Annotated in this window: 25 protein-coding genes; 18 read left to right on the top strand and 7 right to left on the bottom strand. The window is 67.1% G+C overall.

All coding sequences use genetic code 11. From position 1 onward, the window contains the following. Positions 1-15: 15 nt before the first annotated feature. On the top strand, positions 16-1,344 hold the full coding sequence (locus AAFF27_18810) for an NAD-binding protein (protein XAH22057.1): 1,329 nt from the start codon (positions 16-18) through the stop codon (positions 1,342-1,344). Position 1,345: 1 nt separating this feature from the next. Here the strand turns inward: AAFF27_18810 and AAFF27_18805 are convergent, their stop codons facing one another. The 4 genes from AAFF27_18805 to AAFF27_18790 form a co-directional block, all read right to left on the bottom strand. Next, entirely contained in the window at positions 1,346-2,317 is a 972-nt protein-coding gene (locus AAFF27_18805; protein ID XAH22056.1) for a tripartite tricarboxylate transporter substrate binding protein, read from the bottom strand. A 33-nt stretch (positions 2,318-2,350) separates the two neighbouring features. Beyond that, positions 2,351-3,211 (bottom strand): oxidoreductase, encoded by an 861-nt coding sequence (locus tag AAFF27_18800; protein ID XAH22055.1) that lies wholly within the window; start codon positions 3,209-3,211, stop codon positions 2,351-2,353. A gap of 37 nt (positions 3,212-3,248) precedes the next feature. Beyond that, positions 3,249-4,220 (bottom strand): tripartite tricarboxylate transporter substrate binding protein, encoded by a 972-nt coding sequence (locus tag AAFF27_18795; GenBank protein XAH22054.1) that lies wholly within the window; start codon positions 4,218-4,220, stop codon positions 3,249-3,251. A gap of 121 nt (positions 4,221-4,341) precedes the next feature. After that, a complete protein-coding gene (locus AAFF27_18790; protein XAH22053.1) occupies positions 4,342-5,268 on the bottom strand; it encodes a LysR substrate-binding domain-containing protein in 927 nt (308 codons plus the stop codon). A gap of 349 nt (positions 5,269-5,617) precedes the next feature. Here AAFF27_18790 and AAFF27_18785 point away from each other — a divergent pair, with 349 nt between their 5' ends. Then, a complete protein-coding gene (locus tag AAFF27_18785) occupies positions 5,618-6,763 on the top strand; it encodes an MFS transporter (protein ID XAH26266.1) in 1,146 nt (381 codons plus the stop codon). Positions 6,764-6,776: 13 nt separating this feature from the next. Here AAFF27_18785 and AAFF27_18780 read toward each other — a convergent pair whose 3' ends face one another. Beyond that, positions 6,777-7,766, bottom strand: coding sequence for an NADPH:quinone oxidoreductase family protein (locus AAFF27_18780; protein XAH22052.1), 990 nt, complete (start codon positions 7,764-7,766; stop codon positions 6,777-6,779). A 186-nt stretch (positions 7,767-7,952) separates the two neighbouring features. Between AAFF27_18780 and AAFF27_18775 the strand changes: the two genes are divergently transcribed. Further along, positions 7,953-9,107, top strand: coding sequence for a CaiB/BaiF CoA-transferase family protein (locus AAFF27_18775; protein XAH22051.1), 1,155 nt, complete (start codon positions 7,953-7,955; stop codon positions 9,105-9,107). Positions 9,108-9,116: 9 nt separating this feature from the next. On the opposite strand, the gene AAFF27_18770 is transcribed toward AAFF27_18775, so the two are convergent. Continuing rightward, positions 9,117-10,838 (bottom strand): sigma 54-interacting transcriptional regulator, encoded by a 1,722-nt coding sequence (locus AAFF27_18770; protein XAH22050.1) that lies wholly within the window; start codon positions 10,836-10,838, stop codon positions 9,117-9,119. A gap of 163 nt (positions 10,839-11,001) precedes the next feature. Here AAFF27_18770 and AAFF27_18765 point away from each other — a divergent pair, with 163 nt between their 5' ends. The 15 genes from AAFF27_18765 (at position 11,002) to AAFF27_18695 (ending at position 24,300) form a co-directional block, all read left to right on the top strand. Beyond that, positions 11,002-12,246: a CoA transferase gene (locus AAFF27_18765; GenBank protein ID XAH22049.1), complete on the top strand. Its 1,245-nt coding sequence runs from the start codon at positions 11,002-11,004 to the stop codon at positions 12,244-12,246. Between the two features lie 13 nt (positions 12,247-12,259). Further along, on the top strand, positions 12,260-13,039 hold the full coding sequence (locus tag AAFF27_18760) for an enoyl-CoA hydratase-related protein (protein XAH22048.1): 780 nt from the start codon (positions 12,260-12,262) through the stop codon (positions 13,037-13,039). A 25-nt stretch (positions 13,040-13,064) separates the two neighbouring features. Beyond that, positions 13,065-14,741: a class I adenylate-forming enzyme family protein gene (locus AAFF27_18755; GenBank protein XAH22047.1), complete on the top strand. Its 1,677-nt coding sequence runs from the start codon at positions 13,065-13,067 to the stop codon at positions 14,739-14,741. Next, the gene (locus AAFF27_18750) at positions 14,738-15,502 is read left to right on the top strand and encodes an enoyl-CoA hydratase-related protein (GenBank protein ID XAH22046.1); all 765 of its coding nucleotides are present in this window, start codon (positions 14,738-14,740) and stop codon (positions 15,500-15,502) included. The genes AAFF27_18755 and AAFF27_18750 overlap by 4 nt, the downstream gene beginning before the upstream one ends. Positions 15,503-15,525: 23 nt before the next feature. Beyond that, positions 15,526-16,254: an SDR family oxidoreductase gene (locus AAFF27_18745; protein ID XAH22045.1), complete on the top strand. Its 729-nt coding sequence runs from the start codon at positions 15,526-15,528 to the stop codon at positions 16,252-16,254. A gap of 6 nt (positions 16,255-16,260) precedes the next feature. After that, positions 16,261-17,427, top strand: coding sequence for an acyl-CoA dehydrogenase family protein (locus AAFF27_18740; protein ID XAH22044.1), 1,167 nt, complete (start codon positions 16,261-16,263; stop codon positions 17,425-17,427). A gap of 21 nt (positions 17,428-17,448) precedes the next feature. Continuing rightward, positions 17,449-18,324 carry a 3-hydroxyacyl-CoA dehydrogenase family protein gene (locus AAFF27_18735; protein XAH22043.1) on the top strand — a complete coding sequence of 292 codons (876 nt, stop codon included), beginning with the start codon at positions 17,449-17,451 and terminating at the stop codon, positions 18,322-18,324. A gap of 4 nt (positions 18,325-18,328) precedes the next feature. Next, positions 18,329-18,985, top strand: coding sequence for a 3-hydroxyacyl-CoA dehydrogenase family protein (locus AAFF27_18730; protein XAH22042.1), 657 nt, complete (start codon positions 18,329-18,331; stop codon positions 18,983-18,985). 27 nt (positions 18,986-19,012) lie between these two features. Next, positions 19,013-19,762: an electron transfer flavoprotein subunit beta/FixA family protein gene (locus tag AAFF27_18725; GenBank protein ID XAH26265.1), complete on the top strand. Its 750-nt coding sequence runs from the start codon at positions 19,013-19,015 to the stop codon at positions 19,760-19,762. Beyond that, on the top strand, positions 19,762-20,694 hold the full coding sequence (locus tag AAFF27_18720; protein XAH22041.1) for an electron transfer flavoprotein subunit alpha/FixB family protein: 933 nt from the start codon (positions 19,762-19,764) through the stop codon (positions 20,692-20,694). Before AAFF27_18725 ends, AAFF27_18720 begins: the two co-directional genes overlap by 1 nt. A 73-nt stretch (positions 20,695-20,767) precedes the next feature. Continuing rightward, entirely contained in the window at positions 20,768-21,184 is a 417-nt protein-coding gene (locus tag AAFF27_18715) for a Zn-ribbon domain-containing OB-fold protein (protein XAH22040.1), read from the top strand. 13 nt (positions 21,185-21,197) lie between these two features. Continuing rightward, entirely contained in the window at positions 21,198-22,376 is a 1,179-nt protein-coding gene (locus AAFF27_18710; protein ID XAH22039.1) for a thiolase family protein, read from the top strand. A 38-nt stretch (positions 22,377-22,414) separates the two neighbouring features. Then, positions 22,415-22,885 carry a MaoC/PaaZ C-terminal domain-containing protein gene (locus AAFF27_18705; GenBank protein ID XAH22038.1) on the top strand — a complete coding sequence of 157 codons (471 nt, stop codon included), beginning with the start codon at positions 22,415-22,417 and terminating at the stop codon, positions 22,883-22,885. 23 nt (positions 22,886-22,908) lie between these two features. After that, positions 22,909-23,676, top strand: coding sequence for an NUDIX domain-containing protein (locus AAFF27_18700; GenBank protein ID XAH22037.1), 768 nt, complete (start codon positions 22,909-22,911; stop codon positions 23,674-23,676). A gap of 18 nt (positions 23,677-23,694) precedes the next feature. Beyond that, positions 23,695-24,300: a glutathione S-transferase N-terminal domain-containing protein gene (locus AAFF27_18695; GenBank protein ID XAH22036.1), complete on the top strand. Its 606-nt coding sequence runs from the start codon at positions 23,695-23,697 to the stop codon at positions 24,298-24,300. Positions 24,301-24,400: 100 nt separating this feature from the next. On the opposite strand, the gene AAFF27_18690 is transcribed toward AAFF27_18695, so the two are convergent. Next, positions 24,401-26,467 carry a tripartite tricarboxylate transporter substrate-binding protein gene (locus AAFF27_18690; GenBank protein XAH22035.1) on the bottom strand — a complete coding sequence of 689 codons (2,067 nt, stop codon included), beginning with the start codon at positions 26,465-26,467 and terminating at the stop codon, positions 24,401-24,403. Positions 26,468-26,498 lie beyond the last annotated feature (31 nt).

The following is a 26,498-nucleotide window of genomic DNA, read 5'->3' as shown; positions in this document are numbered from 1 at the left end:
CGAGACTGGAACACCATGAACATTGGATACGTCGGGCTCGGTGCCCTGGGGCGCGAACTTGCACGGCGCTTTCTGCCTCGACATTCCTTGGGCGTGTGGGACCTGAGCCCCGCCGCGTGCGCCGCGTTCGAGGGGAGCGGTGCGCGCGTGGCAGAGTCCGCCGCGGCGCTGGGTCGGCATTGCGACGTGCTCCTCGTGTGCCTGCCGCGCAGCGTAGACGTGCGACAACTGCTATTCGGAAAGACTGGCCTGGCAGCGGCCCTGGCACCCGGCACGCTGGTGATCGACCAGACCAGTGGCGTGCCGGCAGAGACCGCTGCGATCGCATGCGATCTGGCTGCGCTGGGCATTCCACTGGTCGACGCTGCGGTGTCGGCGAACCCTCTGACCGTCCACGCAGGCGCTGCGACCTTGATGGTCTCCGGCGCGCCCGAGATTGTCGAAGAGGCCATGCCGGTGTTGCGCTGCATCACCGAGACCATCCGTCGCTGCGGCGCGCGGGTGGGTGACGGGCAGGCGGTGAAGCTGGTCAACAACGCCATCAATGCGGGCACACGCATCGGTACGCTGGAGATCGCTGCGCTCGGGCGCAAGGCCGGCATTTCATTGCCTGCGTTGGCGCAGGCCTTGAATGGCGGGGACGCCGGCAATCAGACCACCGAGACCATGTTGCCGGCACTCGCGCGCGGCGAGGCGTCGACCAACTTCGCGCTGTCGCTGATGCTGAAGGACTTGAACCAGGCCGTGGAGCTGGGGCTCCAGCATGGCGCAGCGATGCCCTTGTCGGGGCTCACCCGCAGTCTGCTGCAGTTCGGCGTGAATGACCTGGGCGACCAGGCGCGTCTGGAGGACATGGTGGGCGTGGTCGGCTCCATGGCTGCGACCCGGATTGCGGGAACCGCAACCGTGGAGGGTACGGCGCAACCTGGGTTGCTGTTGGACCTGCAGGCCTGCGTGGCTGCGCTGTGCCGTTCCTTGACGCTGGAATGCGTGATGGCGGGAGCCAGGCACGGCCTGGAGTGGTCGGTCATGCGGGATGTTCTAAGCGCCAGCTCCGGCTGGACCGCAGCCGGCCGCACGCTGTTGCCGGCGCTCGCTGGAGGTGCCGACGAGGTGCCCGTGCCGCTGACGCCGCGTCTGCATGCGTTGCGCAGAGCGACCGTGCTGGCCATGCGCCTGGGCGCTCCGATGGTCCTGTCGACGGCTGTGCTCGGCCTTTACGAGGCAGCGCAGGCAGAGTTCGGCCCCGAGGCCACGCTGGACCGACTCAGCGAACTGGGTGTGCGGCAAGCCGGCGTCCGGCGTGGTCAGGCATTCGCCGTGGACGCCAGTGCCGCGTTGTAGCTCACTGCTTTGGCAGGTTGAGCTCCAGCGCAAGGGTCTTCATGGCCTTGACCTCGTCCGTCAGGAACTGGTTGAACTCCGTGGGCGTCAGGAAGCTTGCATCGGCGCCTTCACCCGCGAAGCGGTCGCGCAGCTCCTTGCTGTCCAGGGCTTGTCGCAGCGACTGCGACAAGCGGGCGACGATGTCCTTCGGCGTGTCCGCGCGCACCAGCAGGCCCAGCCACAGCGTGTACCGGTAGTCGATGCCCTGTTCGACGAAGGTAGGAACATCCGGCAGGGGCGCGATGCGCTTGGGTGATGTCACCGCCAGCGCGCGCATCTTGCCGGACTGCAGGTACGGCAGGATGCCGTTGTAGCCACCGAACATCGTCGAGACCCGGCCGGCCACCACGTCCGCGTAGGACACGCCGTTGCCCTTGTAGAGAACGTTGGTGAGCGCTACGCCCTGGCTTTTCATGAACAGGGTCGCCGCGACGTGCGGCGGGCCGCCCAGCCCGCCTGAGGCGAAGGTCAGCGGTTGCGACTTCGCGCGCGCGACGAAGTCGCGTGCGGTCCGGTCGGGCTGGTCGGCGCCGACCACCATCAGGTACGGCGACCGCGTCATCATGCCGACGCCGGTGAAGTCGCGCAGCGGGTCGTAGCCGGGCGACATGTTCAACTCCGGCAGGATCGTGAAGCCATTGGCCTGCGCCAGCACGGTGTAGCCGTCGGCCGGCGCATCCTTGACGAAGCGCGTGCCGATCAGCGTGTCGCCGCCGACGCGGTTCTCGACAATGATCGACTGCCCCAGCGACTCGCTCATCTTCTGGGCAACGAGCCGCGTGACGATGTCCTGGGTTCCCCCGGCGGCGGACGGGACGATAAAGCGGACCGGTCTGGCCGGATAGTCTGCAGCGGATGTGGCGATGGATGCCAGCATGGCAGCGGCTGCCAGCCCATGACGTGCGCGCCTGGCATTGAAGCGGTTGGTCATCGTGTCTCCTTTTCTGACGTGTAGTGCAGCCGTTCAATCGTCGGCCATGGTCGACAGCGACAGGTGCTCCCAGCGATCGAACTCGGTGGCAACGGTGCGCAGCTTCGTGCGGAGCGCCTCGATGCAGTCCTTCCCGAGCGGCAAACGGAGCGGCGGGTTCTCGGCCGCGACGAGCTGGCACATGGCGGGGCCGAACTTGGCGGGGTCGCTCTCCTGCTTGCCGTGGCGCTCGCCGACGTAGCGCGAGATCCGCTGGTTGGTCGCGGCGTAGTCGCCGTCGTCGTTGACGGCCGTGACCAGCGAAGGACCCGCAAAGTCGCTGCGGAAACCGCCGGGCTCGACGATGGTCACGCGGATTCCAAGATCCCGGGTTTCGGCTGCAACGGATTCGGAGAAGCCTTCGACCGCGAACTTGGATGCGCAGTACAGGGAAAAGCCGGTCACGCCCAGAAAGCCGGCCTTGGACGACAGGTTGATGATGTGGCCGCTGCGCTGGCGCCGCATGACCGGGAGCACGGCGCGCGTCATTTCCACCAGGCCGAACAGGTTGACTTCGAACATCGCGCGGTACTTTTCCGGCGGTGTCGCTTCCGCCACGGCCATCACGCCGAACCCCGCGTTGTTGACCAGAACGTCGATGCGGCCGAAGGCGCCAGCGGCCTGTGCGGCCACCTCTGCACAACGGCCCTGGTCACGCGCATCGAGGTGGATCGAACGCAGTCTGTCCGGGTAGTGCGCGGCCAGGTCATGACTGCCATCGGCCGCCAGGACCGTGACGACGACGTTGTCGCCTTGCTCGAGCGCGGCCTTGGCCGTGGAGTGGCCGAGGCCTTTGTCTGCGCCCGTGATGAGCCAGGTGCGGGGTGTGTTGTTCGCCATGAGGAAGGGGTTCATTGGTGGGTGGAGGCAGGCGGTGAGATCGTGCGGGCCGTCAGTCGAGCTTGACGTTGGCCGCGGCGATGCGTGCCCGGTAGGTGGGGGCGGCGCGGCGCAGGTAGTCAGCGAACTCCGATGGCGTGTCGCCGACCACGAAGAAGCCGAAGCGGTCGATCTCCCGGGCGCGGAAGGCCGGGTCTGCCAGGATCGCGCGGACGTCTTCGGAGATCTGCGCGACGATCGCTGCTGGCGTTCCTGCGGGCGCGGCGACGGCGCTCAAGGCCTGGACGTCGACGTCGTAGCCCAGTTCGGTCATGGAGGGCACGGCCGAGAGCACCGGGATGCGTTGGGGCGAGGTCACTGCGAGCGCCCGGAGCGTGTCGGCTTTCAGGAACGTCTCGGCGACGGACAGGGGCACCGTGGTCATGTCCACGTCGCTGGCGAGCACCGCCTGGATGGCCTGCGCACCGCCTTTGTAGGGCACATGGATGAACTGTGCTCCGCTCTTCACGCCCAGCCAGTTCAACGCCTGGTGGATGTGGCCGCCGGGTCCGTTCGACGAATAGCTGAGCTTGCCCGGTTGCTGGCGAGCGGCTTCGATCAACTGCGCCAGGTTCTGGTAGGGGCTGCTCGTGCGGACCACCAGAACCATGGGCGCATTCATTGCGCGGACGATGGGGATGAAGCTCTGCGTCGGGCTGTAGGGCAGTTTGGAAAACAGGAACTCGTTGCTCAGCAGGGCCTGGTCCGTTGCCACCAGCAGGGTGTGGCCATCGGGCTTGGCCGAGGCAACCGCTGCGGCACCCACGATTTCCGAGGCTCCGGGCTTGTTGTCGACGATGACCTCCCTTTTCCAGCGCTCGCCGAGCCGGACGGCCAGTGCGCGTGCGAACACGTCGGTCGATCCGCCGGGTGCGTAGCCGACGACGAGCTTCACGGGTTGGGAGGGGTAGGGGGTGGCAGCGGAAGCCGAGACGGCCAATGCCGTGCACAGGGCTGCCGCGATGGTGCGGGCAAGTCGGTTCAAGAGTGTCTCCTTCGGGTGGGGCGTGTCGGGTGCACTGCCATGGGCGCCCTCGGTGTGGCGCGTCTGGAAAGTCTAGGAACGGATGGACCTGGGCGATAGGCATCCGTGCGCGATGAAGTCGTCACGTTGCGTGAACACATGCGCCGGGCCAGCGTCCTGCCGCGATCATGTCTTTGGCCGTCTCGCGCAGCACGCTGCGCGCGGCCAGCGCGGCGGTGGACAGTTCACTTTCGTTCAGGCAGGCCAACACGTTCAGCCGCCGTGCCATGGGGTCGTCGATCTCGATGCGCCGCAGTGCATTGCGGGGCAGGCGCAGCAGGGATGAGCCGGGCTGGACCGTTGCGCCCATGCCGGCGCGCACGGCATCCAGAAGCACAGCCAAGCCATCGATCTCCAGCACGATGCGTGGCCGGCATCCGACGCGCTCGAACGCGGCATCGACAGCCACGCGCAGCGCGCGGGAGCCGAGCACCAGCGGCACATCCGCCAGCTGTTCCACCCCGACGCGTGTGCGCGGCAGGCGCTGCAACTCCGGCAGGTTCGCCGGGCCGATCAGGAACAGCCGCTCGTCGCCCAGCACGATCACATTGCTACTCTTTGGTGTGCCCGATTCGAACAACACCGACAGGTCCAGTTGGCGTGCGTCCAGCATCGCCGCCAGATTGGTGGAGAGGCTTTCGACGAGCCGCAGCCGGATGTCCGGATAGCGCTGGTGCATCGCCTGCAGGAAGGGCACGGCCAGCACCGCCGCTGCGGACGGCGGCATGCCCAGACTGACATGGCCGGAAAGCCGGGCCTGCTGGGCAGCACGCGTGGCGTCGTCGACATGGCGCAAGGCCAGTTGCGCCTGGCGGTAGAAAGCCAGGCCCGCGTCGGTGGCGAGCACGCCGCCCTTGTTGCGTTGCAGGAGCCGCGTGCAGAGTTCGGCCTCGAGGCGGCTGATCTGCTGGCTGAGTGCTGACGGGACCACGTCCAGCTCCCGCGCCGCCCGGCCGATGCCGCCAAGCTCGACGATGCGCACGTAGTAGCGCAGTTGGCGCAGTTCCATCTGGTTGTCTCCTTGCTTGGCCTGTGGATCCGCGTGGCGAAGCGCCCAGGCGTCCTGTGTCCGATGCAGCGACTGCGCAACTAACGTGCCGATGCGCGAGGCGTCCTTCGCTGGCCGCGTGGCGCCTGCCTTTGCGGGGGACGGATGTCGGCGGGGGCGACCTTCGTGCGCGCAGGACGCCGGAGGAAACGGCGTACGCGCCTGGCACCGCACTTGCGTGATCCCATCCTTTGTGTCCTCTGCGGCGGTTCGTGCCGCGAGCAGGACATCGACACGGAGTTGACCAGTGACCCGCCATCGAGAAGACGCGCAAGCCACCCGGGCGCCCGGTGCAGAGCCGCGTGCAGATCTGGGCACGCTGATTGCGGGCCATGTGTGTTTGCATGCCACGATGGCGGGTTCGCGCATGGCGGCGCCGCTGCTGGCGCTGGACCAAGGCCAGAGCACGGCCGCTGCCGGCATCCTGGTTGCGTTGTTTGCGCTGACGCAGGTCTTCCTGTCGTTGCCGGCGGGCCGCTATGCGGATCGGCACGGCCTGAAGCGGCCAGTCGGGCTCAGTGTGGCCGTGGCATGCGCCGGTGCGGCGCTGGCCGCGGCATGGCCGGTCTACTGGGTGCTGTGCCTGGCGGCGCTGATGTGCGGTGGCGCCATTGGCGCGGCGACGATCGCGCTGCAGCGGCACATCGGCCGACTCGCGCGAACGCCGGCGGAACTCAAGCAGGTGTTCTCGTGGCTGTCGATCGCGCCGGCTGCTTCGAACTTCGTCGGCCCGTTCGTCGCCGGCATCATGATCGACCAGTTCGGTTTCCGTGCGGCATTCGCGCTGCTTGCCGCGTTGCCGCTGCTGGCCTGGACGCTGATGCGGCGCACGCGCGAATTGCCGCTCGAACCAGCCCGCGCGGGTCCGCGACCCGCTGTCTGGGATTTGCTGCGCGACAGCGCCATGCGCCGGTTGCTGCTGATGAACTGGTTCATGAACTCGTCCTGGGATCTGCACGCCTTCATGGTTCCGGTCCTGGGCCACGAGCGTGGGCTGCCTGCGTCCGTGATCGGTGGCATCCTGGGGGCGTTTGCGATCTCCGCCGCTTTGGTCCGCGTGGCAATGCCGCTGTTCGCGGAGCGCCTGCGCGAGTGGGTGCTGATCACCGCGGCCACAGGAATCAGCGGCGTGTTGTTCGCTCTGTATCCCTTCGCGCCGAGCGCTGCGGCGATGGGGGTCTGCGCAGCTGCGCTGGGCTTGACGCTCGGCACCGTGCAGCCGATGGTCATGAGCATGCTGCACCAGATGACGCCGAAGCATCGCCACGGCGAGGCGTTGGCGCTGCGCCTGATGCTCGTGAACCTCTCCAGCGTCGGGATGCCGCTGATGTTCGGCGCTGTTGGCGGTGTGCTCGGCGCGGGAGGGGTGTTTTGGGCCATGGGATCGGTGCTGGGCCTGGGCAGTACCCTGGGCTTCGGCCTGCGCGGCCGCGGCGAAGGCGCGCAGGACCACTGATCACCGGCGGCACCTACTCCATGGTGAGCACCAACCGTCCCGTCGCCTCGCGCGACGCGATCAGGCGATGGGCTTCGGCGAACGCGCGCAGCGGCAGCGTCTGCATGATGCGCGGACGCAATGCGCCACGCTGCCAGAGCGCGGCCAGCCCGTCGTGCGCGCGGGCCACGCGTTGCGGTTGGCGGTCGCGGTAGTCCGTCCATTGCAGGCCGGTGGCCGCAATGTTCTTCACCAACAGATGCCCGGCCTTGATCTCCGGAACACGCCCGGACGCGTAGCCCACGGTCACGATGCGACCGCACCAGGCCATGGCCCGCAACGATGCGTCGAACGCGTCGCCGCCCAATGTGTCGACGACGACATCGGCGGCCCGTCCGCCGGTGGCCTCCAGCAACTGGGCTCGCAGGCTGTTGCGCAGATCCTGCGCGCCGAGGTCGACGAATCCGCAGGTGCAGCCCTGAAGCAGGTCGCGTGCCTTGTCGACCGACGTCGCCGCCGCCACCGCGATGGCGCCGAGCGCACTGGCGATCTGCACGGCGGCTTGCCCCACGGCGCCGCTGGCGCCATTGACCAGCACCACGTCGCCAGGCTCGAAGCCGCCGCGCTCCAGCAACGCGAACCAAGCTGTCTGCGCAGCGAGGCCCAGGGCCGTCGCATCGACGAAGCCCATGTCTGCTGGCAGCGGCAGGCACTGGTCTTCACGGGCGACCGCCTCGGTCGCGTAGGTTCCGGAATCGACATGGATCAGCACCCTGTCACCCGGCTGCACGCGCTGCACACCGCTGCCGACTTCGCGCACGATACCAGCCGCATCGACGCCCGGAGCGAAGGGCAGGGTGGGCATGCTCTGGTAGCGTCCGCTGATGACGAGCAGGTCGGGGTAGTTGACGGTGGCCGCCTTGACATCGATGAGCACCTGGCCGGGCGCAGGCGCAAGGCCGGGAACTTCCTCCACGGTGTGTTGGTCGGCGGTGCCTGGTTGTCGGACCTGAACGGCGAGCATGGGATCTCCTGAGATGGCGGAATGCAGGAATCCGTTGTGCAAATGACGTGCCCGACGAGCAGGGGCCGCAGAGACGCCTGGAGGCCACTGTGTGTGCGCGTGTTCGACACCGGTGTGTGTGCTACGGACACAAGCGACACCGCCAAAGCCGTACGCCGCGTGGCATATCGTTTGCACAGCGGCCCCATGAACACAAAACACAGCTTCGCGCCACAGGACTCCGGGCTGCCGCTCGCGGGCATCAGAGTTATCGACTTCAGCACCTTGCTGCCCGGACCGATGTGCAGCCTGTTACTGGCGCAGGCGGGCGCCGAGGTCATCAAGATCGAGCGGCCGGGCCATGGAGACGAGCTGCGCAGCGGCACTCCGCGGTTCGGCGCCGACAGCGCCGCCTTCGCACTGCTCAACCAGGGAAAGCGTTCCGTCGCCATCGACCTCAAGAGTCCGCAAGGGCGCGCGCAAGCCATAGCGCTGATCGGGACGGCCGACGTGTTGCTGGAGCAGTTCCGGCCCGGCGTGATGGAACGGCTGGGGCTGGGGCCTGCGGCTGTGCACGCCATGTTCCCCAGTCTGATCTATTGCTCGATCACGGGTTGGGGCCAACAGGGGCCGCTGGCCGATGTTGCCGCGCACGACTTGAATTACCAGGCGCAGGCGGGAATGCTTGGCCTGACGGTGGGCGCCAACGGCGTACCGGGCTTGCCGAGCGCGCTGGTCGCCGACATCGGCGGCGGCGCCTATCCTGCCATGATGAACATCCTCCTGGCCCTGCATGCCAGGGAGTTAGAAGGCCGGGGCCGCCACCTCGACATCGCTATGGCCGACAACCTGTTCACCTTCATGTACTGGGGGCTGGGCAATGGCTTTGCCGCCGGCCAGTGGCCGGATCCGGGCGCCGGCAGGTTGTCGGGAGGCACACCCCGCTACCAGGTCTACCGAACGCTCGATGGGCGCTTCCTGGCAGTGGCGCCGCTGGAACAGCGGTTCTGGGAGAACTTCCTGAAGGTGCTTGAAGCGCCGCAACTGCTCGACGATGGGTTGGATCCGCAAGCAGTCATCACTGCTGTCTCCGCCATCGTCGCAACGCGCAGCGCCGAAGCGTGGCTGCAGCGCTTCGCCGGGGTGGATGCCTGCGTGACCCTCGTGCACTCGCTGCAGGAGGCGGTGCAGTCCCCGCACTTCAACGCCCGCGGCCTGTTCGCGACCGCGCTGGCCGCCGAAGGCGGGGCAAGCATGCCCACGTTGCCCTTACCCATCGTGCCGTCACTGCGGCGCCAGGCGGCGGCTACCGTGCCAGCACTCGGAGAGGCCAATCCCGCCGCGCTGGCCCGGATGCCTTGAAAGCCCTTCTCAGGTCTCCGTCTCGACGCCGAGGCCCATTTGCGCAAGGCGCTTGTACAGGTAGGAGCGCGAGATGCCCAGTTCGGCGGCGACGCGCTTCTTGTTGCCCTGCAGCTTGACCATGGCTTGGCGGATCATCTGCTCCTCGACCTGCTCGACCGCGTTGCTGACGCGCATGGGTTCACCTGCTGTGCCGGCGACGGACACCGGTGCGTCGCTGCCCTCGCTCGGCAGAATCTGGAAGGCTTCGATCGGATCGCCGTCGATGATGCCGAAGTCGGCGGGCATGACGACCTCCGACTCGCAAAAGATCGCGGCCCGTTCGACCGTATGCATGAGCTGGCGCACGTTGCCGGGCCAACGCTGGCTCTGCAGGAATACGCAGGCCTCGTCCGACAACTTCTTGGGCCGCTGCCGATGGCGCTCAGCGAAGTGCTTGAGCGCCAGCTCGGCCAGCTGCGGAATGTCTTCGATGCGTTCGCGCAAGGCCGGCATCCGGATGGTCACGCCACCGATGCGGTAAAACAGGTCGAGGCGGAACGATCCGTCGGCGATCATCGCCTCGAAGTTGCGGTTGCTGGCGCTGATCAGGCGGAAGTTGGAGCGGCGCAGGTCGCTGCCGCCCACGCGCTGGAAACTTCCATCCTGCAGCACGCGCAGCAGCTTGACCTGCACGTCGGCCGGCATGTCCCCGACCTCGTCGAAGAACAGCGAGCCGCCGTCGGCCTGCTCGATCTTGCCCTTGCGGCCCTTGCGCTCGGCGCCGGTGAAGGAGCCCGCTTCGTAGCCGAACAATTCGCTCTCGACCAGCGTCGAGGGCAGGGCAGCGGCGTTGACCATGACCAGCGTGTCGTCGCGCCGCGGGCTGAGCTTGTGGATGGCGTGGGCCGCGAGCTCCTTGCCCGTGCCGCTTTCGCCCGTGAGCAGCACTGGCACGTCCAGCGGCGCCACCTTGATGATCTGCTGCTTGAGCCGCTCCATGGCCGGGCTGTCGCCCAGGATCTGGTCCAGTCCGTAGCTGCGGTTGCGCAGGTCACTCAACTCGCGGCGGTAGTAGGCCACCTCGGACTTCAGCTTCGAGACTTCACTGGACAGCGCCTGCAACTGCTCGGGGCCCTTGAACATGATCTGTCCAATGGCTCCCACGATCTCGCCGCTGCGGTTGCGGATCGGGTGGCGCGAGACCACGCGCGTCACGGCGCGCATCTCGTGGAGGAGTCCGATCTCCGCCTTGCCGGACTCGACCACATGGTGCAAACGCGAGTTCTCGATCACCTCCGTGGTGTGCCGACCGACGCCGCCGCCGGCCTGCAGCCCAAAGAAGCGCTCGTGCACGGGGCTCATGTAGCGCACGATGGCATCGCGGTCCACCACGCTCAAGGCCTCGAACGGGTTGGTCAGGAAGTGGGCCAGGATGTCGCCTGCAAAGTCGACGGCGCCGACAAACTCGAACAGCGCATCGCGCCCTTCACGCTCCATCGCCACGAGCACGGTCGCGCCATCCACGGGCAATGCCACCACGACGATGGGAACGCCTTCCGGGCCTTCCACCGAAAACAGCTGGCGTTTGCGTTGCCGGGCCTCGTGCCAGCCATTGGCAACGCAACTGGCGATGGCGGGCTGCACCGCGATGCCGGTGGCCGCCAATTGCTTGCCGTCGTGGCCCAGAACCATCACGCCACGCAGCTCGTAGGGCGCTGCGCTGCCCGAGTCAGGTTGTTGTGTCTCCATCGGAAGCATGATACTTCTGGGTAGTTGGAATGTTTGTCTTCGGCGAAGACACAAGTAGGGTCAAGCGACAACGTTGCGTCAAGAAAAACAAGGAGATTCAACAGCTTAGCTCGCTGCAAAAAGTTCGTGATCGCGTGGCACAGCGTTTGCGCAATGTCATGCGATGACCAAGCCCGAAACCCAACTCCCGTTCCATGGCCTTCCTGCCAAGTCGGCAACCGCGCTCGACCTGTTGGCGGATGTGAAGGTGCTCGACCTGACCACTTCGGTGGCCGGGCCCTATGCCGGCCAGTTGCTGGCCGACATGGGGGCCACGGTCGTCAAGGTGGAAAAGCCCCGTACCGGCGACGACTGCCGCGCCTGGGGGCCTCCGTTCCTGCACGGCGAATCGCTGTGGTTCATGAGCGTCAACCGCGGCAAGAAGAGCGTCGCGCTCGACATCGCCTCGCCGGCCGGCCGCGAAGTGCTGCACGGCCTGGTGGCCGAATGCGATGTGATCCTGCTGAACCTGGTCGGACGTGCCCAGCGCAAGCTCGCGCTGGATGCGCCGACGCTGCGGGCCCTGAATCCCCGTCTGATCCACGTGTCGCTGACCGGCTTCGGCGTCAGCGGCCCGCGCGCCGACCTGCCGTGCTATGACCTGATCGCAGAAGGCTACTCCGGCGTCATGGACCTGACAGGCGAGGCCGAGACGCCTCCGCAGAAGGTCGGCACGCCGGCGGCCGATCTGCTGGCCGGCAGCGATGCTGCCATGGCCGTGCTGGCCGCTTTGCTGCGCCGCACACGCGAGGGCAAGGGTTGCGACATCGACGTCTCGATGGTCGAAAGCATGTCGCGGTTCATGGCACCGCGCCTGATGCCGTACCTGGGCTCCGGTGAAGTCAGCCGGCGCACCGGTGGCCGCGACAGCGTGATTGCGATCTACCAAGTCTTTGAGACCGCGGACGGTCCGATGACGCTGGGCCTGGGCAACGACGCGATCTGGAAGCGCTTCTGGGAGGCCGTGGGCCAGCCCGACGTGGCCGCCGATCCCGCCTTCGCTAGCAATGCCCAGCGCCGGGAAGGCCGGGCGCAGATCGTGGAGCGCATCGCTGCACTGCTGTCCACCCAGCCGCGCGCGCACTGGCTGGCCGTGCTGGGCGCTGCGCGCGTGCCGGCCGGCCCGATCCAGCGCCTGGACGAACTGGCGCAGGACACAGCATTGCACGACGCCGGCTTCATCTACCAGATGGACGGCCCTGATGGCCCCATCCCCCAGGTGGGCCTGGGCATTCGCTTTGACGGTCGCACCGAAGGCACGGCCGTGCCGCCGCCCAAGCTGGGCGCCGACACCGACGACATCCTGCGCTCCTGGCTCGCTTGCGATGCCGCGCAGATCGAACAACTCCGCGCCCAGCGCGCCATCTGAAGAGGAAGACACCATGCAGTTCGAAGAAATCATCTACGAAGAAGACGGCCCCATCGGGACCATCACGATCAACCGGCCGCACGACGGCAACATGTTCACGCCCAAGATGTGCCACGAGATCCGTGACTGCATCGACGCGATCCGCCGCGAGACGCGCACCCGCGTCATCGTGCTGACGGGGGCGGGCGACAAGTTCTTCTGCATCGGCGGCCGCAAGGAGGGCATGGAGGACACGTTGCTGTACGCCGGCGTGCTGCCCACGCTGGAGATGTACGAGTCCATCGACAAGCTGCAAAAGCCCGTCATCGCCATGGTCAACGGCTTCGCGGTCGGTGGCGGCAACGTGCTGCAGGTGGTGTGCGACATCACCATCGCCAAGGAAAGCGCCGCGTTCCGCCAGGTCGGTCCGATGATGGGCAGCTTCGACGCGGGCTACGGCACCTGGTACCTCGAAGACCTGATCGGCAAGAAGCGCGCGAAGGAAATGTGGTATCGCAACCCCAAGCTCACGGCGCGCGAGGCACTGGACTGGGGCCTCGTGAACCACGTGGTCCCCGACGCCGAGCTGAAGGAATTCACGCGCAAGATCGCCCTGGAGATCGCTGATCGCGGCCCGTTCGCACTCGCCGCCATCAAGGGTGCGTTCAACGCGCGCCACGGCGGCGTGTCCGGCTTGTCGCGCATCACGCACGACATGCTGCTGCGCGGCTACCTGGGCACCAAGGAACACCACGAACTGGCTGCATCCTTCAGCGAGCGCCGCAAGCCCGACGCAACGGAGTTCGGCAACTGACACCTCGCCAAGCGGAGACGCAGACATGTCCCACCTTCTGACCCTGCACGACCCGGCCCGGGCGCGCGAGCACTATCTTTCCGGGGTCTGGCAGACCGACACGATGTACAGCCTGGCGCGCAGGCATGCCACCGAGCGGGGCAGCGCCTATGCCGTGCGCGACGGCGCGCGGCGACTGAGCTGGAGTGCGCTCGTGGCGTGGGTTGACGCCGTGGCCGCCGACCTGCACGACGCCGGCCTGCGGCGCGGCGACCGCGTGTCGGTCTGGCTGCCGAACCGGCTGGAGAACGTGGTGGTGTTCCTAGCCTGCTCGCGCAACGGCTATGTCTGCAACCCTTCGCTGCACCAGAACTACACGGTGGCCGAGATCGAAGCGCTGCTTGCGCGCATCGACTGCCGTGCGCTGTTCGTGCAGCCTGGCTACGGTGCCGATGCGGCGACCGCCGACCTGTTCGGCCGCGTCGCGGACCTGCGCCACCTGAAGCGTGTCTACGCGTTGCCGCCGCTGCGCACCCCGGACGCACCCATTCCCGCTGGCGCGCACGCCATGCCCGAGGCCGGCCAGCACGCCCGTGTTCCGCTGCCACCGGCCAGCACCCATCCCGACCAGATCGTCTACCTGGCCTTTACCAGCGGCACAACCGGCACGCCCAAGGGCGTCATGCACAGCGACAACACCCTTCTGACCAACGGCCGCGCCATGGTCGAGGACTGGGGCCAGAACCACGCCACCGTACTGCTGACACTGAGCCCCATGAGCCACCACATCGGCACCGTGGCGCTGGAGCAGATCCTGGCGGCCGGCTGCGAGCTGGTCATGCACGACGCGTCCGCCGGGGTCGGCGCGCTCGACTGGATCGAGCAGACCGGCGCCACATACGTGATGGGCGTGCCCACGCACGCGATGGACCTGCTGCAGGAGGTGGACAAGCGCGGCCTGAGCAAGCTGGGCGCCGTCAAGGTGTTCTACATGGCCGGTGCGCCAATCCCGACCGAGACTGCACGCAAGCTGCTCTCACTGGGCGCCAAGCCGCAGAACGTCTACGGCATGACCGAAAACGGCTCGCACCAGTACACCAAGCCCTCCGATCCTGTCGAGGTGATCACCAGCACCTGCGGCAAGTCCTGCGCAGGCTACGAGGTGCGCCTGTGGGATCCGGAGTATCCGGATGTCGAGGCCGCCCCCGGCGAAGTCGGCGAGATTGGCGGCCGTGGGGGCGAGCTGATGCTGGGCTACTTCAACAACCAGACGGCCACGGAGACCTCGTTCAACAGCAGCGGCTGGTTCCTGAGTGGCGACCTTGGCCGCTTCGACGCCAACGGCAACCTACAGATCGTCGGCCGCAAGAAGGACCTGATCATCCGCGGCGGTCACAACATCCATCCGGCCCACATCGAGGAATACGCCCACCGTCACCCGGCCGTGAAGAAGGCCGCTGCGTTCGGCGTGGCCGACGAGCGGCTAGGCGAGAAGGTGTGCCTGGCCATCATCTGCCAGGACCAGGCACCAGTGCCGCAGGAGATGCTGGAGCACTTGGCCCGCGAAGGCCTGTCGAAGTTCGACATGCCCGAGTTCTACGCCGTGGTGAAGGAATTTCCGCTGACCCCCAGCGGAAAGATCCTGAAGCGCGAACTCATGCAATGGGTGGCCAACGGCCGCCTGCAACCCGAACCCGTGCGCTACCGCGCCCCCGCCCCATGATCGAACTCACCCGCGAAGAGGAATTCGCCGTCCTCACCATCCGGCGCCCTGCGGCGCTGAATGCGCTCAGCTTCGAACTCATCGCGCAGATCGGTGCCTGCATCCAGCAGGCCGGCCGCACGGACGCCCGTGCGCTGATCATCACCGGCGAAGGCGAGAAGGCCTTCTGCGCCGGAGCCGACATCAAGGAACTGCAGAACCGCCCGTTGGCCGCCCAGCGCGAAGGCGCGGAACTCGGCCAGGCCGTGTTCGCGCAGCTCGACCGGCTGGCGATCCCGTCGATCGCACTCGTCAACGGCTTTGCCTTCGGTGGTGGCTGCGAGCTGGCGCTGGCCTGCACGTTGCGCCTGGCCTTGCCCAACGCCAAGTTCGGCCTGCCCGAGGTCAAGCTCGGCCTCATCCCCGGCTATGGCGGCACGCAGCGCCTGCCGCGCCTGGTGGGCACCGGCCGCGCACTGGAGCTGGTCATGACCGGCCGCACCGTGGCGGCCGAGGAGGCCCTGGCCATTGGCCTGGTCAACCGCATCGTGCAGGCGCCGGGTCTGGACGCTGCCAAGGCCTATGCGCGCGAGTTCAGCGGCCATGGCCTGCGCGCATTGCAGTTCGCCCGCGAAGCCGTGCAGCGCGCCGCCGACCTGCCGCTGCACGAAGGACTGCGGCTGGAGGCTGACCTGTCCACGCTGGCCTACCGCACCGCGGATGCCGAAGAAGGCATGCAGGCCTTCGTCGAAAAGCGCAAGCCCGCCTTCCGCGACCAATGAACACGACCCGAGGAGACACACACATGAACCGCGACTGCATCGTCGTCACAGGGGCCAGCCGCGGCATCGGAGCGGCCATTGCTCTGGCACTGGCCGAGCAGGGGCGCGACGTGATCTGCCTGTCCCGCTCCGGCGCACTGCCGGCTGGTGCCACCGAGCGTTGCAAGGGCATGCGCGCCGACGTGACGGACGCGAAGGCCACGGCAGCCGTGCTGCAGCAGCTCGACCAAGAGGGTTGGCGCATCACCGGCCTCGTCAACAACGCCGGCATGCACATCGACGCCCCGTCGGCCGAAGTGTCGATGGAGCAGTGGAACCAGATCATGGACATCAACGCGACCTCGGTCGTGACGGCCTGCCAGGCGGCGTATCCGCTCATGGTGAAGGCCGGCGGTGGCGTGATCGTGAACATCGGCTCCTTCTTCGACAAGCTGGGCGTCAAACGCAACCTGGCGTACTGCGCCAGCAAGGCGGCCGTGGGTGCCATCACCCGCGTGCTGGCCGTCGAGTGGGCCGGCAAAGGCATTCGCGTGATGAACGTGGCACCGGGCTACATCGTGACGGACCTGAACGCCGACGCCATGGCGCCCGGCGGCCCGCTGCGCGCCTACCTGGACAAGCGCATCCCCGGCAAGGAGCCGGGCAAGGCGGCGGACGTGGGCGCCCTGGTGGCGTCGCTGTTCACGCCGGCCGGCGCCTTCCTGAGCGGCGAGACCATCTACATCGACGGTGCCCAGGGCATCAACCATTGAGCCAGCATGAACATCCTTGAACAACTGGACGCGCGCATCGCGCTAAACGACGACGAACGCATGCTGTTCGACAGCGTGCAGACGCTGGCGCGCGAGCAGATCGCGCCGCGCGCCGAGCACTTCGACCGCACCGGCGAGTTCCCCTGGGAGAACGTCAAGGCGATCAACGAACTCGGCCTGAACGCGATGTTCATTCCCGAAGCCTACGGCGGCGCCCAGATGTCGTACACGGCCTATCTGGCCTGCGCACGCGAGATCAGCAAGGCCTGTGCGGCCACCGGCATCGTCTGGGCCACCAACTACCACGGCATGAAGCCCCTGATCGACTGGGGCACGGAAGAGCAGAAGCAACGTCTGCTGCCGGTGATCGCCACTGGTGGACTGGGCGCACTGGCCATCACCGAGCCGGGCGCTGGCTCGGATGCCACCGGCATGCGCACCACCTTCCGCGAAGAGGGCGACGAGATCGTCGTCAACGGCGGCAAGACCTTCATCACCAACGGCGACACGGCCGACCTGTATCTGCTGTTCGGCAAGTGGGAGGGCATCGCCGGTGCCAAGGAAAGCATCTCGGTGCTGATCCTGGAGAAGGGCACGCCAGGCCTGTCCGTGGTGCGGCTGGAAGACAAGATGGGCACCCGCGCGTCGAGCACCGCCACGCTGGCCTTTGACAACTGCCGCGTGCCGCGCGCCAACCTGATCGGCAAGCCGGGCGACGGCCTGAAGATCCTGTTCGCCTCGCTGAACAAGTCGCGCCCCAGCGTGGCCGCGCATGCGCTAGGCATTGCGCGCGCGGCGTTCGAAGACGCCGTGGCGTACATCAACGAACGCAAGCAGTCTGGCCGCAAGATCATCGAATTCCAGGGCATCCAGTTCATGATCGCCGACCTGGCTTCCGAGCTGGCCCTGGTGGAAAGCTGGCTGTGGCAAATCGCGGGCTGGGTCGACAACGGTGCCAAGGACTTCGGCATCGAGGCCTCCCTGCTCAAGATGCGCGCCACCGACCTGGCCATGCGCGTGACCACCGACGCCGTCCAGCTGCTGGGCGGCTACGGCTACTGCAAGGACTACCGGGTCGAGCGCCTGATGCGCGACGCCAAGATCACCCAGATCTGGGAAGGCACGAACCAGGTCCACCGCCAACTGATCGGCCGCAGCTTCCTGCAGCGCTGAACCACCCTCCAAGGACACGACATGAGTGAGATCAAGACCATCGGCATCGCCGGGGCCGGAACCATGGGCGCCGGCATCGCCATCGTCTGCGCGCGCGCGGGCTTCAAGACGCGCATGTTCGACCTGAAGCAGGAAGCGGTGGACCGCGCCCGCAGCCAGACCGAAGGCTTTCTGAAGAAGAGCGTGGAGCGGGGCAAGCTGGCCGCCGACAAGCTGCCCGAGATCATGGCCGCCTGGAGCGGCACGACCAATCTCGAACACTTTGCTGACTGCGACCTCGTCATCGAGGCCGTCTTCGAGAGCCTGCCGGTCAAGCACGACTTGTTCAGCAAGCTCAACACCATCTGCAAGCCCGAGACCATCTTCGCCAGCAACACCTCGACCATCAGCATCACCGAGATCGCCGGTGGCTGCGGCCGGCCGGACCGCTTCGTCGGCATGCACTTCTGCCTGCCGGCGCAGTTGATGAAGCTGGTGGAGATGTCGCCAGGCCTGGCGACCAGCGAGGAGACTTTCCAGCGCGCCTGGGGCGTCTGCGAGAGCCTGGGCCAGAAGCCCGTGAAGACGCAGGACACACCCGGCTTCGTGCTGAACTACTTCCTGATCCCGTTCAACAACGACGCGATCCGCCTGGTGGAGCAGGGCGTGGCCGAGGCCGCCGACATCGACCTGGCCATCAAGACCGGCATGGGCTACGCGATGGGCCCGTTGGAGCTGCTCGACTTGGTTGGCATGGACACGCAGAAGCTGCTGTGCGAGGCCATGCACGGTGTCACGAACGAGCCGCGCGCGGCCTGCCCGCCGCTCGTGAAACGCATGATCGCTGCCGGCTGGCTGGGCAAGAAGTCCGGCCACGGTTTCCATGTCTACAAAGACAGCAAGATGTACGGAGCCTGAAGCCATGGCAACCACTTACCAAGTCATTTCCGCCGGCGACAGCCGTTCGTTCCCGACCGACCACGCCTTCCTGGAGCAGCAGGACTTCTATGGCATGGCACGCGTCTTCGTCGGCAAGGATGCCGGCAAGGCCTTCGCGGCTGCCGGCGATCTGGCATCGCGTCCATTCGTCGCCATCGAACTGGGCACCGAATGCCTGGGCCAGCACACCGGCGAGAAGAAGGGCCAGGAGGGCTCCAACGTGGTTGGCTTCGCGCGCTTTCGCATGGGCAACGCCGAGCCTTCCGCCCTGATCGAGCTGGTGCGCCAGCCACAGACGCAGGACAGCGCCGTCGCAGCGGCGAAGGCGGCGTTCGAAGCGGCTGGCTTCAAAGTGGCCGTTTGCGGCGACTTCCCGGGCCGGATTGTCGACCGGTTGATCCGCCCCTACCTGAACGCCGCACTGCGCCGCCTGGACGAGCGCCTGGCCAGTGCCGACGACATGGACAAGACCCTGTGCCTCGGCCTGGGCTACCCGGAAGGGCCGATCTCGTTGCTGGAGCGCACCGGCCTGGCCGAGCACCACGACGTGACCCAGGCCCTGTACGTGGCCTTGGGCCAGGATGCCTATGCGCCGGCACGCCGTGCGCAGGTGGCCAAGGCCCGCGCGGCGCAAGCCTGAGCCAGCGACAGGGTCGAGAACATGGCTGTGAAAGTGCTGGTCGGCGTCAAGCGGGTGGTCGACTACAACGTGAAGGTGCGCGTCAAGTCCGATCGCACGGGGGTGGACATCGCGAACGTCAAGATGTCGATGAACCCCTTCGATGAGATCGCTGTGGAGGAGGCCGTCAGGCTGAAGGAGCAGGGCGCGGCCAGCGAGATCGTCGCCGTTTCCTGCGGCCTGCAGGCGTGCCAAGAGACGCTACGCACGGCGATGGCAATCGGTGCGGACCGCGCGATCCTCGTGCATACCGATGTGGAGCTGGAGCCGCTGGCGGTCGCCAAGCTGCTGAAGGCGCTGGTGGACCGGGAGCAACCCGGTCTCGTGGTCCTGGGCAAGCAGGCCATCGACGACGACTGCAACCAGACCGGCCAGATGCTGGCCGCGCTGGCCAACCTGCCGCAGGCCACCTTCACATCGAAATTGCAGCTTGCCGATGGCAGGGCAACCGTCACGCGCGAGGTGGACGGCGGCCTGCAGACGCTGGCGCTGATGCTGCCGGCGGTCGTGACGACCGACCTGCGCCTGAACGAGCCGCGCTACGTGACGCTGCCCAACATCATGAAAGCCAAGAAGAAGCCGATAGAGACCCTCACACCAGCCGACCTGGGCGTGGACGTGACGCCCAGGCTCAAGACCGTGCAGGTCACGGAGCCGGCACAGCGCAGCGCTGGCGTGAAGGTTCCGGATGTGGCGACGCTGGTCGCCAGGCTCAAGACAGAAGCGAAGGTGATCTGATGCCAGTGCTCGTCATTGCCGAACACGACAACACGGCCCTGAAGGCCGCCACCCTGAACGCCGTCAGCGCCGCACTGTGCTGCGGCGGCGACGTCCATCTGCTGGTTGCCGGCGCCCATGCACAGGCGGTAGCTTCGGCTGCAGCAAGCGTCACCGGTGTGGCCCAGGTGCTGCACGCGGACGGCCCGCAGTTCGAGCAGCTGCTGGCCGAGAACCTGACGGGCCAGGTGCTGGCACTGGCGCCCGACTACAGCCACGTGCTGTTTCCCGCCACGGCGAACGGCAAGAGCGTCGCGCCGCGCGTGGCGGCCCTGCTGGACGTGGCGCAGATCAGCGACATCACCAGGGTCTGCTCGGCAGACACCTTTGAGCGCCCGATCTACGCGGGCAACGCGGTCGCCACCGTGCAGTCGGCCGAGCGCATCAAGGTGCTGACCGTGCGCGCCACCGGGTTCGAACCGGCCCCGGCAGACGGTGGCAGCGCGGCCGTGGTGGACATTCCTGCCGTGCTCGACACCGGCATGGCCCGCTTCGTCGACCAGGTGACCGTCGCCAACGACCGCCCCGAACTGACGGGTGCAGCCGTGGTCGTGTCGGGAGGCCGCGCGCTGGGCTCCAGCGAGAAGTTTGAGCAGGTTCTGACGCCGCTGGCCGACAAGCTCGGTGCGGCCATCGGCGCCAGCCGGGCGGCCGTTGACTCCGGCTACGCGCCCAACGACCTGCAGGTGGGCCAGACGGGCAAGATCGTCGCGCCCCAGCTGTACGTGGCCTGCGGCATTTCGGGTGCCATCCAGCATCTGGCCGGCATGAAGGATTCCAAGGTCATCGTGGCGATCAACAAGGACGCCGAGGCGCCGATCTTCGGCGTTGCCGACTACGGTCTCGTGGCCGACCTGTTCGACGCCGTGCCCGAACTGGCCAGCGCGCTGTAGCGCCAGATCCACCTCTCGCTTTCGTGAACAGAAGCGCATCCGAACGTTCAGAACTATCAACAGGAACGACATCATGACCACGGAACAAGCGCTGCCGGTGCCGGTAGCCAACGCCGACTCCCTGCCGTACTGGGCCGCCGCGCGCGAGCGGCGGCTGGTGATCCGCAAGTGCAAGGCCTGCAGCCAGCTGCACTTCATGCCGCGCCATCTGTGCCCGCACTGCTGGTCCGACCAGTTGGAGTGGATCGACGCCAAGGGCACGGGGAGCATCCACAGCTTCACCGTCATGCGCAGGGCGTCCGACCCAGCCTTCGCGCACTTGGTGCCCTATGTGGTCGCCCTGATCGACCTGGACGAAGGGCCGCGCATGATGGCCAACATCTTGGGCGCCGACGCGCTCGAGTCCGCCATCGGCGACCGGGTGCAGGTCACCTTCGAGGCGCGCGGCGAAGAGGCCAAGGTGCCGCAATTTCAACGCGTGCCTGCCTGAGGACGAATCGACCATGAAGCCAGTTGCATCCCTCAAGAACAAGGTCGCCATCGTCGGCGTGGGCGAATCCGACATCGGCCGCGTGCCGCACATGACGGGCCTGGGGCTCAACGCCCAGGCCGCCAAACGCGCGCTGGACGACGCGGGCCTCAAGGTGTCCGACATCGACGGCGTGCTGACCGCCTATTCGTTCACCGAACCCTATTTCATGCTGGGCTCGGTGATCTGCGAGTACCTGGGCATCCAACCGCGTTTCAACGCCTCGGTGGTCAGCGGCGGCGCCAGCCCGGCGGTCATGCTGAAGCACGCTGCCGAGGCCATCGCCAGCGGCCAGGCCGAGACGGTGCTGGTCTGCGCCGGCGAGAACCGCGCCACCGGCCAGTCGCGCGACGCCGCGCTCGCCTCGCTGCTCGCCGTGGGCCACCCGTACTTCGAGCAGCCTTATGGTGGCTCGATCCCGGGCTACTACGCCATGATCGCCAACCGCCACATGCACAAGTACGGCACCAAACGCGAGCAGTTGGCGCACGTGGCTGTCAACACCCGGGCGCACGCGCTGTTGCACCCGAACGCGCACATGAAGAAGCCGCTGGCACTGGAAGAGGTGCTGTCCGCCAAGCCCATCGCCGACCCGCTCGGCATGCTGGACTGCTGTTTGATCTCGGACGCGGGTGGCGCCTTCATTGTGACCTCCGCCGAGCGTGCGCGCGATCTGAAGGCCAAGCCCATCTACCTGCAGGGCATCGCCGAGTACCACACCCACGAGCACCTGATGTGCGCGCCCAGTCTGACCGAGTTCGGCGCCACCGAGTCCGGCCGCGTCGCCTACGAGATGGCCGGCCTCGGCCCGCAGGACGTCGACGTGGCCGAGCTGTACGACTGCTTCACTATCGTGCCCATCATCGAGCTGGAGGAACTGGGCTTCTGCAAGCCGGGCGAGGGCGGTGCCTTCTTTGCTGAGGGCCATGCGCGCATCGGCGGCAAGCTGCCCGTCAACACCCACGGCGGCATGCTGTCGCATGCGCACGCAGGGGCGGCGGGCGGGCTGTTCGGCATCGTCGAGGCCGTGCGCCAGCTGCGCGGCGGGCTGGGCGAGCGCCAGGTCCAGGGCGCCGAGGTCGCGCTGGTCCACAACGAGGGCGGCATCCTGTCCTCGCACTGCACGCTGATCCTGGCCAACGCCAAGGGCTGAGCAACATCACCATCCATGAGACGCAAAAGGGAGACCCCATGACAACAGACGCTAAGCCACGCGGCCATTACTTCGAGGACTTCGAGATCGGCCAGGAGCTCGTGACGCCGGCCCGCACGGTGACCTCGACCGACATCATCAACTTCGCCTGCCTGACCGGCGACTTCAACGAGGTCCACACCAACTTCGAATACTGCAAGACCACGCCGTTCGGCGAGCCGGTCGCGCATGGCCCGCTTGTGTACGGCATTATGGGCGGGCTGCAGTACGCCAGTGGCGTCAACGACGGCACCTTGCTCGGCCTGTTGCAGATCGACGCCTGGCGTATGCTGGCCCCCGTCAAGCATGGCGACACCATCCGCGTGCACGCCACCGTGGTGGAGAAGAAGGAATCCAGCAAGCTCGACCGCGGCGTGGTGAGCTTCATGCGCAAGTGCGTCAAGCAGGACGGCTCGGTGGTACAGGAAATGAAGGCCACACTGATGTACAAACGCCGACCGCAGGCCTGAGCGTCGACCAGGTTACCGCTGCCATGCAACTCGGCGACGGCACTCCTAGGTCACCGATCGCGTCGGCCTCCGTGCTGTTGCTGCGCGACGCACCGGCGGGGATCGAGGTCTTCCTGATCGAACGCAGCGGCCTGTCCGACGTGCACGGCGGTGCCTACGTATTCCCTGGCGGCAAGCTCGACCGCGGTGACGCGGCACAGGCGGCCGCGCTGGACGGCCCGGCGGACGCACTGCATGCGGCCCTCGGCGAGCCGGATGTGGACCTGCTCTTCGCCGCGGCGCTGCATGCGGCAGGCGTCCGCGAGCTGCAGGAGGAGACCGGTGTGGTTCTGCCGGCCTCCGGCCTGCTGCCCTGGTCCCGCTGGATCACGCCGGCCGCGAGCATCCGGGCGCGCAAGCACTTCGATGTCCGCTTCTTCGTGGCGCAGGTGCCTCCAGGCCAGTCGCCGGTGCACGACGCGCACGAGGCAAGCGACAGTGCGTGGCTGCGCCCGGCCGGCGCGCTGCAGGACTATTGGAACGGTCGCATCCAGTTGGCACCGCCCCAGATCATGACGCTGGCCGAGCTTGCGCAGCACGCTGATGTGGCCAGTGTGCTGGCGCTGGCGCGCGGGCGCCTTCCACCCCGCATCCAGCCCGAGGTGTTTGAGGAAGGTGGCGTGCACTTCGTCTGCTATCCCGGCGACGAACGGCATGCGGAGCCTGGCCGCGCAATGCCCGGCCCCACGCGCCTGTGCTGGCGCCAGGACAGGTACGAACCTCCCCACGGGCTGCAGGAACTGCTGCCCTGAACGATCCCCTTCCCATCCATGCAACTGAAGTTCAGCCCCTTCTCGCCCTACGTCCGCAAAGTGATGGTGCTGGCGCACGAGCTCGGGCTCGATGCGCGCATCGAGAAGCAGCCCGTGGCGCAGTCGCCCTACGAGCCAGCCGCGGATGTCGGCCGACTCAATCCCCTAGGTAAGGTGCCGGTGCTCGTTACGGACGATGGCGTGGCCTTGTTCGATTCCACGGTGGCTTGCGAGTACCTGAGCCATCTGGCCGGCGACGAGCAATGGTTTCCGCCGCCTGGCATCACGCGATGGGAAGCGCTGCGCTGCAATGCTGTCGCTGGCGGTCTGCTCGAGGCGGCGCAGCTGTGCCGCATGGAAGCCGCACGGCCTGCGGGAATGCGCTACGCGAAGTGGAGTGACGCGCAGATGCGCAAGGTCGTGCAGGCGCTGGATTTCCTCGAAGTGCATCTGCCGACGCAGGAAGACATCGGCGCCATCTCGGTGGCCTGTGCGCTCGGGTGGCAGGACTTACGCTGGCCCGATCTGGGTTGGCGGGATGGCAGGCCTGCGCTGCAGGCCTGGTTTGGGCAGTTTGCCGGCCGGGCCAGCTTTGCGTGCACTGCGCCTCCCGGGCAGACTTGATGGCCTACCTGCCGTCCCGTGTAGGTAGCCGCTCGCAACGCACATCGCGCGCGACGTACCGACGGGCCGGGGCTCCGAGGGGCGCAGTCCGGGTTGTGAATCAGTTGGCCTGGATCCCCGAAGTCTTGATGACGTGCTCCCAACGGGTGCTCTCGTTAGCCAGGAAGGTCTTGAACTCCGCTGGGGTCGTGGGCTGGATCTGAAGGCCGAGGTTGACGATCTGCTCGCGGACGGCCGGCTCTTGCAGGATTCTGTTGAGCGTTTGGTTGATGCTGTGGACCACCGCCGCCGGCGTTCCGGCGGGCGCGGCCAGTCCGAAGTACGACGACAGTTCGTACTTCGGATAGCCGGCTTCGGCCACCGTGGGCACGTCGGGGAACGCCGGCGAGCGGCGGTCTGATGTCACCGCCAGCGCCTTGAGTTCGCCGGACTTAATGAAGCCCGCAGCGGACGACAGGTTGTCGAAGCCGACCTGGACCTCGCCCGCGCGCACCGCCGTCATCGACGGCCCGCTGCCATTGAACGGGACGTGCAGCAGGTCGGCCTTGGTTTCCATGCGAAAGAGTTCGCCGGCGAGATGCTGGGATGATGCAACGCCCGGTGATGCATAGCTGACGCTCTTGGGGTGCTCGATCGAGTAGCGCACCAATTCGCCCACGCTGGAGGCCTTGAAGTTCTTGTTGGCAATCAGCACGTTAGGCACCTTGGCGATCAGGCCGATGGCGTCGAAGTCTTCCAGTGCGTAGCCAAGGCCCTTGTACAGATGCTTGTTGACGGGCAGTCCGAACGTCGCCATTAGCAGGTTGTGGCCGTCCGGCGCGGTCTTGGCCGCGAAGCTGAAGGCAAGGATGCTGTTCGCGCCCGGCTTGTTGAGCACGACGAAGGGCTGCTGATACTCCTCCGCGAACCGGCGGGCCAGCAGCCGCGCTAGCAGATCGGTGCTGCCGCCGGGAGGGAAGCCGACGATCAGGTTCACGGTCCGGCTCGGATAGGAGACCGCTCGCTGGGCGTAGGCGATCGGGGCAAGCAAGGCTGCGGCGACGAGGGCAACCATCACCCGCGCTATCGATCGGCCGGCCGAGGCTTGTGGCGACCGTCTGCGCGCTGCATTTGTCCAAGTGGTGTACTTCATTCCTTGGCCCAGCCCAGCTCGGCGGCCGTCGTCGACAGCCGGGCTGCCTCCGTGAGAAGGAACGCCTGGAAGGCCGCCGGGGGCATGACCATGGGCTCGGTCGCCTCCGACTGCAGGCGCTCCTTGAGTTCGGCGCTCGAAAGGGCTTTCGGCCAATGCCGTGGACAGGCGTTGCACCACATCCTTCGGTGTTGCCGCAGGCGCGAAGAGGCCTAGCCAGCAGTAGTAGTTGAACCCGGACAGGCCCTGTTCTGCGAAGGTGGGAACGTCGGGCAGGACCGGTAGCCTTGCATCGGCTGCAACGCCCAGGGCCTTCAACCGTCCGCCCTTCAGGTTGTCCGCACTGCTGCTGTACGAATCGAACATCATGGTGATCCGCCCTGCAATCAGGTCGGGCATGTCGGCGGCGTTGCCCTTGTAAAGCACGTGCATGAGCTCGACGCCGGTCTGCATGACAAACATCTCCACAGGGATGTGCGTGGCCGAGCCGACGCCCGCGGAGCCGTAGCTGAGGGACCGGGGTGCTGCCTTGGCGCCCGCCAGGAACTCCTGCACCGACCTGTCGGCACGCGTGGCCGCCGTGACCATGAGGACCAGGGATCGCGCCATGGGGCCGACGCGGACGAAGTCCTTCATGAGTTTGAACCCGGGGTCACGCTTGACCAAGGGCTGCAGCAGCATCTTGCGGCCGGTGGAGAGGAGGGTGTAGCCGTCGGCCCGTGCGGCCTTGGTGTAGCGGATGCCGACGAGGCCGTCGACACCGGGTTTGTTCTCAGTGAAGGCCGGTTGCCCGAGCTTGTCCAACAGCCGTTGGGCGACCAGGCGTGTGGTGCTGTCGCCCCAGCCGCCCGCAGCCTTGGGAACGATGATGCGGATGGGCCGCGAAGGGAAGGGTTCGGTGGCCCAGGCCTGCACGCCAGCCGCCGTGGCCACGCGGGCGGTGACCACCGGGCGGACCAGGCCTGCGGTGCAGGCGGCAGCGATGCCGACGTCGGCGCTGTCGGTGTCGCTCGAACGATGGGGTGTGAATTTCATCCTTGTCTCCTTTTGGTGGTGCGTGGGCGCT

Source organism: Xylophilus sp. GW821-FHT01B05 (genome assembly GCA_038961845.1).
Taxonomy (GTDB): domain Bacteria; phylum Pseudomonadota; class Gammaproteobacteria; order Burkholderiales; family Burkholderiaceae_C; genus Xylophilus.
This window is presented reverse-complemented; position numbering and strand designations above follow the sequence as displayed.